At 54.2% G+C, this 14,070-nt stretch carries 13 protein-coding genes; 1 reads left to right on the plus strand and 12 read right to left on the minus strand.

Going from position 1 to position 14,070, the window contains the following annotated elements:
* From astD to rpe, 7 genes are all read right to left on the minus strand, one after another.
* Entirely contained in the window at positions 1-1,458 is a 1,458-nt protein-coding gene (gene astD, locus C9I92_RS19340; RefSeq protein WP_047887145.1) for a succinylglutamate-semialdehyde dehydrogenase, read from the minus strand.
* Positions 1,459-1,469: 11 nt separating this feature from the next.
* Positions 1,470-2,480, minus strand: a complete 1,011-nt coding sequence (astA, locus tag C9I92_RS19345; protein ID WP_047887146.1) for an arginine N-succinyltransferase — start codon at positions 2,478-2,480, stop codon at positions 1,470-1,472.
* A gap of 119 nt (positions 2,481-2,599) precedes the next feature.
* Positions 2,600-3,814, minus strand: coding sequence for an aspartate aminotransferase family protein (locus C9I92_RS19350; protein ID WP_047887147.1), 1,215 nt, complete (start codon positions 3,812-3,814; stop codon positions 2,600-2,602).
* Between the two features lie 401 nt (positions 3,815-4,215).
* Complete coding sequence (locus C9I92_RS19355; protein ID WP_047887148.1) at positions 4,216-4,797, minus strand: aminodeoxychorismate/anthranilate synthase component II; 582 nt, start codon at positions 4,795-4,797, stop codon at positions 4,216-4,218.
* 198 nt (positions 4,798-4,995) lie between these two features.
* Positions 4,996-6,012, minus strand: a complete 1,017-nt coding sequence (gene trpS, locus C9I92_RS19360; RefSeq protein ID WP_047887149.1) for a tryptophan--tRNA ligase — start codon at positions 6,010-6,012, stop codon at positions 4,996-4,998.
* A gap of 89 nt (positions 6,013-6,101) precedes the next feature.
* A complete protein-coding gene (locus C9I92_RS19365) occupies positions 6,102-6,791 on the minus strand; it encodes a phosphoglycolate phosphatase (RefSeq protein WP_047887150.1) in 690 nt (229 codons plus the stop codon).
* Positions 6,791-7,465, minus strand: a complete 675-nt coding sequence (gene rpe / locus C9I92_RS19370; RefSeq protein WP_047887151.1) for a ribulose-phosphate 3-epimerase — start codon at positions 7,463-7,465, stop codon at positions 6,791-6,793. The genes C9I92_RS19365 and rpe overlap by 1 nt, the downstream gene beginning before the upstream one ends.
* 225 nt (positions 7,466-7,690) lie before the next feature.
* On the opposite strand from rpe, the gene C9I92_RS19375 reads away from it, so the two are divergent.
* Positions 7,691-7,960, plus strand: a complete 270-nt coding sequence (locus C9I92_RS19375) for a DUF2970 domain-containing protein (RefSeq protein ID WP_047887152.1) — start codon at positions 7,691-7,693, stop codon at positions 7,958-7,960.
* Positions 7,961-8,032: 72 nt separating this feature from the next.
* Here the strand turns inward: C9I92_RS19375 and C9I92_RS19380 are convergent, their stop codons facing one another.
* From C9I92_RS19380 to C9I92_RS19400, 5 genes are all read right to left on the minus strand, one after another.
* On the minus strand, positions 8,033-8,860 hold the full coding sequence (locus tag C9I92_RS19380) for a Dam family site-specific DNA-(adenine-N6)-methyltransferase (protein ID WP_047887153.1): 828 nt from the start codon (positions 8,858-8,860) through the stop codon (positions 8,033-8,035).
* A gap of 107 nt (positions 8,861-8,967) precedes the next feature.
* Complete coding sequence (locus C9I92_RS19385; protein WP_047887154.1) at positions 8,968-10,479, minus strand: AAA family ATPase; 1,512 nt, start codon at positions 10,477-10,479, stop codon at positions 8,968-8,970.
* Between the two features lie 9 nt (positions 10,480-10,488).
* Positions 10,489-11,571, minus strand: a complete 1,083-nt coding sequence (gene aroB / locus C9I92_RS19390) for a 3-dehydroquinate synthase (protein ID WP_047887155.1) — start codon at positions 11,569-11,571, stop codon at positions 10,489-10,491.
* Positions 11,572-11,591: 20 nt separating this feature from the next.
* A complete protein-coding gene (gene aroK / locus C9I92_RS19395) occupies positions 11,592-12,110 on the minus strand; it encodes a shikimate kinase AroK (RefSeq protein ID WP_047887156.1) in 519 nt (172 codons plus the stop codon).
* 213 nt (positions 12,111-12,323) lie between these two features.
* A complete protein-coding gene (locus tag C9I92_RS19400; protein ID WP_047887157.1) occupies positions 12,324-13,991 on the minus strand; it encodes a type IV pilus secretin PilQ in 1,668 nt (555 codons plus the stop codon).
* Between the last annotated feature and the right edge of the window lie 79 nt (positions 13,992-14,070).

Genomic DNA, 14,070 nt, shown 5'->3' on the forward strand with positions numbered 1-14,070 from the left:
TTACAGGCTGATCCCCGGTGATAGTTGCGCCGGAACTTCAGTGTGGTCGCCTTCCATTGATGCCATTGGGTAGGCACAGTAGTCTGCCGCGTAGTACGCACTTGGACGCAGGTTGCCCGAAGCCCCCGGACCACCGAACGGTGCATCACCGCTTGCGCCCGTCAGCTGACGGTTACGGTTCACGACACCGGCACGGATATGGTCAATGAAGTATTGCCACTCGCTGTCGTCGGTAGAAACCAGACCAGCAGACAGGCCGTAACGGGTGTTGTTTGCCAGCTCAACCGCCTGCTCCAGATCATCATAGCGAGCCACTTGCAGCAGCGGACCGAAATATTCTTCATCCGGCAGCACGGCAATATCACTGACTTCGATGATACCCGGCGTCACCACGGCGCCCTGGCCGCGAGTCGCTTCCAGCAGCGGTTTGCCACCCAGTTCAATCAGGTTAGCCTGAGCACGGATAATGTTGTCTGCGGCCTGAACCGAAATCTGCGGCCCCATAAACGGTGCCGGCTCATCGAACTGGCCACCCACTTTAATGTTGCCGGCAACTTCAATCAGACGAGCCAACACGGCATCGCCAGCTTCCCCTTTCGGCAGGTACAGGCGACGGGCACAGGTACAACGCTGACCGGCACTGATAAACGCTGACTGAATAATAGTGTAGACGGTTGCATCCAGCTCACCATACTGGGAGGAGATCACCATCGGGTTGTTGCCGCCCATTTCCAGCGCCAGCATTTTGCCCGGCTGACCAGCAAACTGACGGTGCAGCAAGTGGCCGGTATTGGCACTGCCGGTAAACAGCAGACCATCAATCCCGTTTGATCCTGCCAGCGCTTCACCCGTTGCTCGCGCACCCTGAACCAGGTTGAGCACGCCAGCTGGCAGACCCGCCTGTTGCCACAGTTTCATGGTCTCTTCCGCGATTTTCGGCGTCAGGTCAGACGGTTTGAACACCACGGTATTCCCCGCCAGCAGCGCCGGTACGATGTGACCGTTTGGCAGGTGACCCGGGAAGTTGTAAGGACCGAATACGGCCATAACACCCAGCGGACGGTGACGCAGGACAGCCTGTGTCCCCGCCACATCTTTTTGTTTTTCACCGGTACGCTCGTGGTAGGCACGCAGGGAAATGGCAATTTTGCCGACCATCGCACCAGCTTCGGTGCGGGTTTCCCATAGCGGTTTACCGGTTTCTTCGGCGATCACGGTTGCAATCGCTTCCGCATTCTCTTTTACCAGCTCAGCAAAACGCTCGACAATCGCCTGACGCTCCGCAAACGGGGTATGACGCCAGCTCAGCAGCGCCTGACGCGCACTGGCTACCGCCTGCTCAACCTGCTCACCCGTTGCCGCGCGGCCTTCCCAGACCACGTTACCTGTAAACGGGTCCAGCGACTGCATCGCTTCCCCTTCACCCGCTACCCAGCGGCCTGCGATCCATTGAGTCATCATTGTTCTCCTTACTGGACAATCAGGCGTACCTGATCTCCCTGTTGTACCTGAAGCGCTGCTGCCATTTCGGCAGAAATCACCGCCACGCCATCCATGACGTCGACTTTATCGACTGCGGCACGGAAGTTACTGAACGAAGTGTTACTGACGATACAGTCAGTGTCGCCGCTTGGCTGGCCGATTTCGACCTGGCAGACCTTAGAATGGCGAACCGATTCAATATTGCGAATATCACATTCTACCGTTGGGCCGGCATCAAAGATGTCCACGTAACCCCGGCAGGTAAAGCCTTCCTGCTCCAGCAGACGCAGCGCCGGGCGAGTTTTTTCATGTACCTCACCAATAACGGCCTGAGCTTCCGGACTCAGCAGGTTGACGTAAATTGGCAGCTTCGGCATCAAGTCGGCGATAAAGCCTTTCTTGCCGATCCCGGTCAGGTAATCTGCCAGTGTGAAATCGATTGAGAAGAAGTGCTCTTTCAGCCATTCCCAGAATGGTGAGTGACCTTCCTCATCTGAAACCCCGCGCATTTCGGCAATAACCGTTTTATCAAAGCGCTCTGGGTGCTGTGCCAGCATCAAGAAGCGGCACTTGGACAATAGGCGACCATTGAGCCCCTGACGCCAGTCAGGGCGCAGGAACAAGGTGCACAGCTCACTAACCCCGGTATAGTCATTACCAAAAGTCAGTACTTTAACCACATTATGAACATTCAGACGACGAGAGGAATGCACCACGGTGCTGAGGTGATAGGTGTAAAACGGGTTGTCCAGACCGACTGCAGCTTCAATCGCTGTCGTTCCCGCTACTTCACCGGTTTCCGTATCTTCTGCCACCATCAGGTAGCCTTCAGGCCCCGGGTGCGTTACCTCACTGGCAAAGCTTTGTTCAGAATGCTTGATCCGGTTTGCCAGGATCTCTTCATTCACTGGCAGGGAAGTAAACCCGTGGCCAGATTCTTCAGCACACTGCAAAAGCGCCGGCAGATCTGCGGCAGTAATAGGACGTATAACCAGCATCGAATTCCCTCCTGATGCGAGTTGCAGCTCACGCTGCGAACCGTATTAGAATTGAACCCGGCCGAAGCCGGGTTGGCAGTGGCCAGGCTCCTGCCAACCACTGCACGCGTGTTACAGAATTACTTGTAGATTTTCGCGATAGCGCGTTCCAGACGAGCCATGCCTTCATCGATGTCCGCTTTGTCAATCACCAGAGACGGTGTGAAGCGCACAACGTTGGCACCGGCGACCAGAATCATCAGGCCTTCTTCACCTGCAGCCAGCAGCACATCACGTGCGCGACCTTGCCACTCTTCTGTCAGTGCCGCACCCAGCAGCAGGCCTTTACCACGCACTTCCGCGAAGATTGGGTATTTGGCATTGATGACAGCCAGACCGTCACGGAACCATTGCTCACGCTGTTTCACGCCAGCCATGACTTCCGGTTTAGTCACTTCAGACACCACCGCTTCTGCCACTGCACATGCCAGTGGGTTACCACCGTAAGTCGAACCATGTGTCCCGACCTTCATGTGTTGCGCCAGCTCGGTAGTCGTCAGCATGGCACCGATAGGGAAACCGCCACCCAGCGATTTTGCCGTGCTCAGGATGTCCGGCGTGACGCCCAGGCCCTGGTACGCGTAGAAATCACCAGTACGGCCGTTACCGGTCTGCACTTCATCAAACACCAGCAGCGCATTGTGTTTGTCACACAGTTCACGAACACCCTGAATGAATTCCGGCGTTGGTGACACAATACCACCTTCACCCTGCAGCGGTTCCATCATCACGGCACACGTGCGATCAGAGATGTGGCTCGCCAGCGCTTCCAGGTCGTTGTATGGCAGGTGCGTTACATCACCCGGCTTCGGACCGAAACCGTCAGAGTATGCCGCCTGACCACCAACGGTGACGGTAAAGAACGTACGACCGTGGAAACCTTGTTTGAATGAAATAATTTCAGATTTTTCCGGGCCGAATTTATCTGCCGCATAACGACGCGCCAGTTTCAGCGCCGCTTCGTTGGCTTCCGCGCCGGAGTTGGCGAAAAAGACTTTCTCGGCAAAGCTGTGCTCAGTCAGCAGCTTAGCCAAACGCAGAGCCGGCTCATTGGTCATGACATTACTCAAATGCCATAGCTTATCGGCCTGCTCCTTCAGGGCATTGACCATTACCGGGTGACAGTGACCCAGACAGCTAACCGCAATACCGCCGGCAAAATCGACATATTCGCGATCGTCCTGGTCCCAGACACGAGAACCTTTACCTTTAACAGGAATCATCTGCATAGGCGCGTAACAAGGCACCATGACCTCATCAAATAGCTGACGATCTACGTTGTGTTCCTTTGCCATTATCTTTTCCTTCTATCATTTTTGCCCTAAGCATAGTATTTACATTTTATTAACCAATTCCAATAGCAGAAAATTTTTTTATTCCCGCTATTTGACTGGCAATTCCTCTGGCTCAGACATATTTATGCGCTACTTGGGAAAACTTATTAAGGCCTATGCGCGGAAAAGTGTTTTTCCTGCGAGGAAATAAATCGCGACAGAGGTCAATATTTGCATAATCTTTCTCCGCACTTGGCGTTGAAAAAAATAAGCAAATGTTAAAAAAGGTGACAAGGATCGCGCCAGAGGCGTCATTTGAGGCGGGGAACAACAAGGTTTTTTGTGCGACAAAACTACAAAAAACCTGTTTGGGAGAAAATCAAGGGAAACAGGCAGCAGAAAATGCTACCTAGGAAAAATAATCAGACCTTACGACTGAGAAAGTTCGCCAGCAGCTGATGCCCCTGCTCGGTCAGAATGCTTTCCGGATGAAACTGAACCCCTTCAATGGGCAGTGATTTGTGCGCAATTCCCATGATTTCATCCCGTTGGCCGTCACGTTCAGTCCAGGCCGTAATTTCAAAACAATCCGGCAGAGTCTCGGCTTTCACCACTAGGGAATGATAACGGGTGACGGTCAATGGGTTGTTAAGACCAGCAAACACGCTGCGGTTGGTATGAACCACCGGGGACGTTTTACCGTGCATCACCTGACGGGCACGGACCACATCGCCGCCAAACACCTGCGCAATCGACTGGTGCCCCAGGCAAACCCCGAGAATCGGCAGTTGACCAGCGAAGTGGTGAATCGCCGCCAGCGAGATCCCGGCTTCATTCGGGGTACAGGGGCCCGGCGAGATCACCAGGTGCGTCGGAGCCAGTGCTTCAATCCCGGCGATGTCGATTTCATCATTGCGCACCACTTTCACTTCCGCCCCCAGCTCACAGAAGTACTGGTATAGGTTGTAGGTAAAAGAATCGTAATTGTCGATCATCAACAGCATGGGTACATCAGCTCCCTGAAAAATTCAGGCGCCTATTGTGCAGCAGAGAGGGAGAAAGGCAAGGTTTGGCCAAAAAAAACCGGCCAGTGGCCGGTTCTTCTTAACTCTGGTACTTATCAGCGTGGTACTGACAATCATGGTGCTGACTCACAATACCGGCTGACACACTACCACTTGCCAGCTTACGCCGCACGCCTCTTACGGGCGAGCGACAAAGCCTACGGCTTCGAAAGCTTTTTTCAGCGTCACCGCCGCTCGGGCAGAGGCTTTTTCAGCACCGGCTTTCATCACAGCATCCAGGTATGCGCGATCTTCACGAATACGCTGGTACTCAGCCTGAATTGGCTCCAGCATCGCCACAACAGCTTCACCCACGTCCTTCTTGAACGGACCGTACATTTCCACGCCCTGGTATTTTGCTTCAATCTCAGCAAAGCTCATCCCGGTCGCGGCCGAGTACAGGCCCATCAGATTAGAAATACCGGCCTTGTTCTCGATGTCATGCGCAATACGCGGCGGTGTTTCTGTGTCGGTCTGGGCCTTATTGATCTTCTTCAGGATCGATTTCGGGTCTTCCAGCAGGGTGATCACGTTCTTACGGTTATCATCCGATTTCGACATTTTCTTGGTCGCGTCCTGCAGGCTCATCACGCGGGCATTAACCGTTGGGATGTAAGGCTCAGGCACGGTGAAAATCGGGTTATCCGGCGTATAGATGTTGTTGAAGCGCACCGCGATATCACGCGCCAACTCCAAGTGCTGTTTCTGGTCACTGCCCACCGGCACTTGGTTGGCACCGTACAGCAGGATATCGGCCGCCATCAGCACCGGGTAGTCAAACAGACCCACATTGACATCATTCGCGTGGCGCTGCGACTTGTCTTTGAACTGGGTCATGCGGCTCAGCTCACCCATCTGGGTGTAGCAGTTCAGCAACCAGCCAAGTTGTGCATGCTCAGGTACATGGGACTGCACAAACAGCGTACTTTTCTTCGGATCAACACCGACCGCCAGACACACTGCCAGCGCATCCAGGGTCGCTTCACGCAGCTCGTTCGGATCCTGACGGACAGTAATCGCGTGCAGGTCAACCACACAGTACTGGCAATCATAATCATCCTGCATCTGTTCCCACTGACGCAGCGCACCCAGATAGTTACCGATACTCAATTCGCCTGAAGGCTGGACGCCACTCAATACAATGGGTTTGGTCATGATGAGATTATCCTATGTCACTCAAGTAAGCAGCGGCCAGAGGCCGCTGTTAAAATCAAAACGGGGATCAGTCAGGGCAGCTGACTGTACTAGCTGCCTAGTGTAACCACTTCTGCCAGCTGGCTAAAGTGATCCAGCACAATATCGGGATCACTGGCACTGATTGGCTGGCCGTAGTTGTAACCATATGTCAGACCGACAACATAACATGTGGCTGCTTTAGCTGCCAGAATGTCATTGCGCGAGTCACCGACCATCAGCATATCGCGGGCTGCCAGCTGATGTTTTTCCATCAGCCAGTGCAGGGCAAACGGATCCGGTTTTTTCTTCGGGAAGGTATCGCCGCCAATGACGTCCACAAAGAAGCCGGCAATACCGTGCTCTTCCAGCAGATGAGGCACGAACTGCGCCGGTTTATTGGTGACGATGGCCATCGGGACACCGGCAGCATGAAACGCAGCCAGGGTCTCTTTAACTCCCGGGTACAGGGCACTTTTCTGATGACCGCCCTCTTCGTAGAAGCGATCAAACAGCTGACGTGCGTCCCGGTGAAGGGCCGGATCCAACTCGGGATCGATGTCCAGAGACTGGCTCAGGCAACGGCCAATCAGAATATCGGCACCGTTGCCAATCCAGGTCGTAACCTGCTCGGCGGTCACTGAAGGACGTCCCAGCGCCTGCATGGTTTTTTCCGCCGCATCAGCCAGATCCGGAACGCTGTCAAGCAACGTACCGTCCAGATCAAATGCGATGAACTTAATGTCGTTGAACTGCGTCATTAACGAGCCACCTTCGCCAGCTCGGCGCGCATTTCATCAATCACGGCTTTGTAATCTGGCTGGCCGAAAATCGCCGAGCCCGCCACAAACATGTCGGCACCCGCTTCAGCAATTTCACGGATGTTTTCGACCTTGACGCCGCCATCAATTTCCAGGCGAATAGTACGGCCAGTCGCATCGATGCGTTTACGCACCTCACGCAGCTTGTCCAGCGTGGCCGGGATGAAAGACTGGCCGCCAAAGCCCGGGTTGACCGACATCAGCAGAATCATGTCCACTTTATCCATGATGTAGTCCAGGTAGTGCAGCGGAGTCGCCGGGTTAAACACCACACCGGCCTGACAGCCGTGCTCTTTGATCAGCTGCAGGGTGCGATCCAGGTGCTCTGTCGCTTCGGCGTGCACGGTGATCATGGTCGCACCGGCTTTGGCAAAGTCCGGAATGATGCGGTCAACCGGTTTCACCATCAGGTGAACGTCAATCGGGGCCGTAATACCGTAATCACGCAGTGCTTTACAGATCGGCGCACCGAACGTCAGGTTAGGCACGTAGTGGTTATCCATCACATCAAAGTGCACAACATCCGCACCCGCTGCCAGCACCTTCTCAACATCTTCCCCCAGACGGGCAAAGTCAGCAGACAAGATAGATGGAGCGATCAAAAAATCCTTCATGTTCAGCCTCTATACGGTATTTACGAAAACGATATCGGAAATTGGCGCAATTCTACCCGATCCGGGCAGTGTTGTCTTACCACAATTGCCTTACCGGATTCGCCGAAACAATCTGCACAAGGCACTACACTAAAGAAGAGGTCGCATTCAGGGGAACGTCAGTCAGGAGGCAAGAATGCTAAGGACGAGGCAAAAAAAGGACGAAATAAAACTAAGGACGAAGCGATGACAAAAACGAAATCGACCGAACCCACTCAGGTAGCAACCCAGGCAGAAACCCAGCCGCCGTCATCCCGTGACCAGCCACCGAGGGCTCATCGCTCGCCGAATTTGTGCAAGAGCATTGCCGGTGCCCTGTTTGGGATACAGTCAGAGCGCAACCGTGAGATCGACTTCAATCAGCCCCACCCCCTGCCGTTTATTGTGGCCGGAGTGGTGGCGATTGCGCTGTTTGTTGCAATTCTGGTCGCGATCAGTCAGTGGGTCAGTGCCTGATACCGTGGCGCTATGACGCTGAGTTTGAGGAAGTCGGTATGAGGAACACAAAGCAGGCCCCTCAGGCAAGGGTCAGCTTTCGGTCGTCGGTTTAAACAGGGCCAGCAACTCATCGACCTTGTTGCGGCCACTGCCATTACGGCTAATGGTGCGCTTGACCTTGACCACGGACAGGTCAGCCCCGTGATACAGGCGACGGGTCAGCGTGGTGTCGTGATTGGAAATCAGGACCGGGATCTGACGCTCTGTGGCGGCTCGTTCAGCCACATCGGCCAGGGCCGCCTGATCATCGAGACTAAATCCATTACCGGCATACGAGGTAAAGTTCGCCGTCGTCGACAGCGGTGCATACGGCGGATCACAATAAATCACGCTGCCTTTGCGGGCACGAGAAAAAGTCTGCTGGTAGCCTTCGCAGACAAACATCGCGCGCTTGGCTTTCTCTGCAAACATAAACATTTCCTCTTCCGGAAAGTACGGACGTTTGTAGGAACCAAACGGGACATTGAAACCGCCCTGCTTGTTGTAGCGGCACAACCCATTAAAACCGTGGCGGTTCATATACAGAAAATACAGGGAACGCAGGTAAGGATCGCGGGTCGCGTTGAATGTCGCGCGGATCTCCAGATACGCCCCTTTTTTGTTGTACTCCGGCGTAAACAGGGCTTTGCTGTCTTTGACGTACTGCTCAGGCTGGGTTTTCAGGATATTGTACAGGTTGATCAGATCGGGATTGATGTCTGCCAGCAGGTACTGCTCGTAGTCAGTATTAAGAAAAACCGAGCCGGCGCCCACAAAAGGTTCAACCAGTTTACGTGCAGGCGGCAGGCGGTGCTTTATCTCCTCAACCAGAGAATATTTTCCCCCAGCCCATTTCAGGAATGCACGATGCTTTTTCATTCAGCTAACCACCAATACCGACTTTGTTTCGAAAGGTGGCGGATTGTACACCATTTCATACGGTTTCTGATACCGCTGGAGGGGAAATATCTCCCAATCGGGGCCGCTTAATTTGCCCGATCCATCTCCTGATGAATTTGCCGGTAAGATTTTACCCACGGCTGCACGCCCTGCACTTTAGCCGGCAACTGCTGTACGGCACGACGGGCCGCTGCCACATTCGGATAATTGCCCGTTACTACGATATACCAGGTCTCTCCGCTGCGGCGGGTCTGATACACAGTCGCCAGATTCGCCACCTGATAGTCAGCCAAAAACTGGTTCGCCGCTGTCATGCTGTGCATGGCTGCCAATTGCAAGGCGTAATGAGTTGCCGGCACGGCACGCAGTTGATGACCGCGTTCCTTGATTGTCGGGCTGGCAGGCTGACGGACTGCCGCCTGCTTAGCTTCAGGCTTGGCATCGGAAACATTCTGGTCAGGCGCCGAAGCTTCTGAAGTTGTCGCTGTCGGTACCGACGGTGACGCGACCTGTGTTGACTGACTCGCAACTGCACCTTCCGGCAATGCAGGCTGCAATCTGGCCTGGTTGTCGGCGACGGCTTGCTCGCCGGAACCACCCAGTGACTGCTCATCCAGCATGGCATCCACTACCTCCGCCGGGACGACAACACGTTGCTGCCCGTCACTGCGACCGACGGTCAGCCCTTCAGAGGCCACTTCCGGCGGCAGGTTCTGACTATCATCCTCGATAACCGGACGATCTGTCGCTGGGGTGTCTGACAACGGCACCATCACAGCATTATCCAGCGGAAGCGCCTGACGCTCCGATTCCGGTGACGAAGCTGGCCAGAATACCCAGGCCGTGCCAGCCGCAATCAGAACAATCAGCGCTACCAGCATAACAGTGGGTGATAAACGGCGTGCATCTTGTGTTTCCATGTCACAACTCCCTTCAGCTTCCAGCTTGATAAGTTCGCCCGGTAGCGGCAGGCAACGGGCGGCCTGTTCTCGGTACCAGCGTCGCCCCTGGGCATCCAGCGGCTCATCGGCAACCATGACTTCGACAAACGTCTGTACTTCCGGTTCCGCCAACGGGCTGATTTCCAGCTCCAGCGGCGCACCAGCTTGACCATGGGACACCTGGCTCAGGGATTTATTTAATCGCCCCGGCACACTGAATAACACCACATTAACCTGCCAACCGGGCAACTGCGCCGCCTGCTGAACCAGGGCCCATAACTCGGCAACCAGCACCGGACTCAGCAAATGGGCATCATCCACCACAATCAGGGCATTCAGCGGGCTGTGGCCCAGAATGCGTTCGATACTGTCCTGCAACGGATCCTGATCATTAAATACCGCCCGGGGTGCCAATTGTTGCAGGATAAAATGACGATGCTGACTGTCTGTTTGGTTCGAATGACAAATCAGCAGAGCCTGATGTGCGGCATCCGCCCAGTGCTCCAGATAACGCTGTGACAGCCAGGTTTTACCTGCCCCCTCAGGGCCGGTGACTTGAACAAGATGGGAACTGAATCGGGTAAGAAACTGTAAGCGGGAAAGCAACTGGACCTGGGAGTCCAGGTCCAACGATGAGAGGTGCAGCGCAGCACTCATAGAAAATCGTTACGCAGCCTGAATCGCGCGACGAAGCACGTCTTCAGGTACTCCCGCGACGACCTCAGCCTGACCAATACCGGTTGGCAGAATCAGACGCAACTGTCCCGCCAGCACTTTTTTGTCACGCATCATGTGTTTACGGTACGCGTCAAAATCCATCCCCTGCGGGCCAGAAACCGGCAGGTTCGCTCGCTCCAACAGACGGATAATACGCTCGACATCCTGCTCGCTCATCAGTCCTTGGATCTGAGCCGTACGGGCAGCCTGAACCGTACCGGCAGCCACGGCTTCACCATGGAGCCAGTTACCGTAGCCCATTTCCGCTTCAATCGCATGGCCAAAAGTATGGCCCAGATTCAGCAGGGCACGCACACCGGATTCTTTCTCATCGGCAGCCACGACATCAGCTTTGATCTGGCAGCAACGGGCAATGGCATAGCCCAGCGCTTCCGTATCCAGTGCCTGCAGGCGATCCACGTTCTCTTCCAGCCAAGTAAAAAATTCAGCATCCGCGATGATGCCGTATTTGATCACTTCCGCCATCCCCGCAGCAAATTCCCGCTCCGGCAGAGTACGCAGGCAGTGAGTGTCAATCACTACGGCTTTCGGCTGATAAAACGCCCCGATCATGTTTTTGCCCAGCGGGTGGTTCACCGCGGTTTTGCCTCCCACCGAAGAATCAACCTGGGAAAGCAGCGTTGTTGGCACCTGAATGAAATCGACCCCGCGGTGATAGCAGGATGCGGCAAAGCCCACCACGTCGCCAATCACACCGCCACCCAGCGCCACGATGATCACATCGCGCCCGTAGTTGCCTTCCAGCAGGAAAGTCATGATTTGGTTCAGGGTATCAAGGGTCTTGTACTGCTCACCGTCTGCTAAAGGCAGCAGGGACACTTCGCAAGGAAGTGAACGGATAGTCCCGATCACCTGCTCGGCATAGAGCGGGGCTACCGTTTCATTGCTGACCACGACAACACGTCGGCCTGCCGGAATGGCAGAGGAAAAGAGCGCCGGGTTATCAAATAACTCGGCGCCGATGGAGATTGGGTAACTTCTGTCACCAAGGTTGACGTTGATCCGTTCCATGGCCAGCTCTCTATATTGAATTAGCGCTCATCTAGCATTTTAATGATTTCGTTCGCGACCACTTTAGCACTCTGATCATCAGTGCGTACTACATAGTCAGCTACTTCTTCATACAATGGATTGCGCTCTTCTGCAAGTGCTTCCAGCACTTCACGTGGTGTATCTGTCTGAAGCAGAGGACGCTTTTTATCGCGCTGAGTACGAGCAAGCTGTTTTTCGATAGTCGTCTCCAGGTACACAACAATACCACGAGCAGACAGACGATTACGGCTCTCCTTACTCTTGACCGAACCACCACCCGTCGCCAGGACAATACCCTGCTTCTGAGACAGATCGTCAATTACGCTCTCTTCACGAGCACGGAAACCATCTTCACCTTCTACATCAAATACCCAGCTGATGTCTGCACCGGTACGTTGCTCGATTTCAGTGTCAGAATCGAAGAATTCCATGTGCAGTTGCTGTGCAAGGTGTCTACCGATAGTACTTTTGCCGGCACCCATTGGGCCGACCAGGAAAATATTTCGTTTTTCAGCCATGTTTAGCAATATTTACGCGCGGTTAATAAAACGACACCGCCCGCAGGCTTATTTCAAAATGAAGCCCGAGGCGCCAACTTCCTCACTTTTAATTCGTGATTAAGACCGAAAATTATCTCAGGACAAAGCCTCTTTTGGCAATAGCTAGAGGGGGATTAATTCCGAGGCGGCGCCGCTAAGCCAGGTAGCGGCGCCGTCAACAATGGGGGTAACCTATTGATTAATAATCTTTGGCGTCACAAAAATCAGCAATTCACGCTTGCCCAGCTCTTCCAGCTTATGGCGGAACAAGGCGCCTAATACCGGTAAATCCCCCAGCAATGGCACTTTACGCACCATGTTTGTCAGCGAATGCTGGTAGATTCCCCCCAAAACAACGGTCTCGCCATTTTCAACCAGAACCTGGGTCCCGATACGCTGGGTATCAATCGCAATCGCTTCGCCGGTCCCGGTTTTTACGACATCCCCCTTCTTATCCTGGGTAACGACCAAATCCAGCACCAGCTTGCCGTCCGGAGTAATCTGCGGGGTCACCATCAGACTGAGCACGGCCTTTTTAAAGCCCACCGATACCGCGCCGCTGGATGATGCTTCCAAGTACGGAATTTCGGTTCCCTGCTCGATATAGGCCATTTTTTTATTGGTGGTCATCAGGCGCGGACTGGAAATGATTTCCGCTTTCTGCTCCGCCTGCAGGGCCGATAATTCCAGATCCAGTAACACATCGCCGATTTTGGCGACCTGGAAAGCGATGCTTGACGCCCCCGCTTTGGTGGCTCCCAAATTAACATTGAGGAAATCCCCGACCTGATCCACCCGGTTATCTGCCAGATCAAGCAGCCCTTCCGACACCAAATTGCCTTCAATGGAGCTACCGATCGTATTGTTGCCATTACGACTCAGCATCCCCCAGCGAACCCCCAACTCGTCAATATCACCTTCGTTCACCGTAACCACCCGGGCTTCAATTTGGACCTGCTGCACTGGGATGTCGAGCGCCGTCACGATATCGCGGATATTCGCCAGACTTTCAGCAATATCGTTAATGATCAGAGAGTTAGTTCGTTCATCAATATGCAGTGAGCCACGCGGTGACAACATGCTCACCCCTTCACCGCTGCCCTGCAGCAGCTCGCCCAGCTCCGATGCCTTGGCGTAGTTAATCTGAATTATCTCCGAGCGCAGTGAAGCCAGTTCCTCTTCTTTACGCTTCGACTCCAGCTGCTTCTGCTCTTCTCGCGCCAGCTCTTCTTTCGGGGCAATCATGACCACACTGCCCTGTTCGCGCTTGTCCAGCCCTTTGGATTTCAAAATGATATCCAGCACCTGCTTCCATGGTACGTCGTCCAACCGCAGCGTCAGGTTGCCCTGCACCGAATCCGAGACCACCAGGTTGAAATCGTTGTACTCAGCGATCAGCTGCAGCACGTTTCGCACCGGCACATCCTGGAAGTTGATAGAGATGGGCTTGCTGTTATAAGAAATCGATGACGGCGCGGCCTTGGCTGAGCTTGGTTTTGCCACTTTCTCGACGGTCACCGTCAGCACTTTATCCTTGCTGGTGTAGTCATAGGCATAAGTGCCGTTCATTGAGAGCACCAAACGCACCCCCCGCTCGGTTCGGAAGGTTTCGATGGTTTGTACCCGGGTCGCGAACTCTTTCACGTCGAGGGTATAAATCATGTCCTCCGGAATCTCCGTGTCATGCACATCAACATACAGCTTCTCGCCAGCCCGGCGCATATCGACCACGGAACGGGCGTTTGCCAGATCGACTTTCAGGACCCCGTGCCCGGCCGTACTGCGTGTAAAGTCGATTGCCTGAATTCGGTTTTCTGCGGCAGCAAATGAGACTGAACTTTGCATCAGGGCCCATAACATCAGCCCGCCCCAATGGAGCGTTCTGCTCCATCCCCATTTACTGACTTGCAATGCCTTCCTTGCCATATCCTGCTACTTC

The organism is Photobacterium ganghwense, assembly GCF_003025595.1.
Classification (GTDB): Bacteria; Pseudomonadota; Gammaproteobacteria; order Enterobacterales; family Vibrionaceae; genus Photobacterium; species Photobacterium ganghwense.

Excerpts from the sequence above, each read along its gene's own strand:
- astD (WP_047887145.1), bottom strand. The coding sequence starts at position 1,458 with ATGACTCAATGGATCGCAGGCCGCTGGGTAGCGGGTGAAGGGGAAGCG.
- astA (WP_047887146.1), bottom strand. The coding sequence starts at position 2,480 with ATGCTGGTTATACGTCCTATTACTGCCGCAGATCTGCCGGCGCTTTTG.
- C9I92_RS19350 (WP_047887147.1), bottom strand. The coding sequence starts at position 3,814 with ATGGCAAAGGAACACAACGTAGATCGTCAGCTATTTGATGAGGTCATG.
- C9I92_RS19355 (WP_047887148.1), bottom strand. The coding sequence starts at position 4,797 with ATGCTGTTGATGATCGACAATTACGATTCTTTTACCTACAACCTATAC.
- trpS (WP_047887149.1), bottom strand. The coding sequence starts at position 6,012 with ATGACCAAACCCATTGTATTGAGTGGCGTCCAGCCTTCAGGCGAATTG.
- C9I92_RS19365 (WP_047887150.1), bottom strand. The coding sequence starts at position 6,791 with ATGACGCAGTTCAACGACATTAAGTTCATCGCATTTGATCTGGACGGT.
- rpe (WP_047887151.1), bottom strand. The coding sequence starts at position 7,465 with ATGAAGGATTTTTTGATCGCTCCATCTATCTTGTCTGCTGACTTTGCC.
- C9I92_RS19375 (WP_047887152.1), top strand. The coding sequence starts at position 7,691 with ATGACAAAAACGAAATCGACCGAACCCACTCAGGTAGCAACCCAGGCA.
- C9I92_RS19380 (WP_047887153.1), bottom strand. The coding sequence starts at position 8,860 with ATGAAAAAGCATCGTGCATTCCTGAAATGGGCTGGGGGAAAATATTCT.
- C9I92_RS19385 (WP_047887154.1), bottom strand. The coding sequence starts at position 10,479 with ATGAGTGCTGCGCTGCACCTCTCATCGTTGGACCTGGACTCCCAGGTC.
- aroB (WP_047887155.1), bottom strand. The coding sequence starts at position 11,571 with ATGGAACGGATCAACGTCAACCTTGGTGACAGAAGTTACCCAATCTCC.
- aroK (WP_047887156.1), bottom strand. The coding sequence starts at position 12,110 with ATGGCTGAAAAACGAAATATTTTCCTGGTCGGCCCAATGGGTGCCGGC.
- C9I92_RS19400 (WP_047887157.1), bottom strand. The coding sequence starts at position 13,991 with ATGTTATGGGCCCTGATGCAAAGTTCAGTCTCATTTGCTGCCGCAGAA.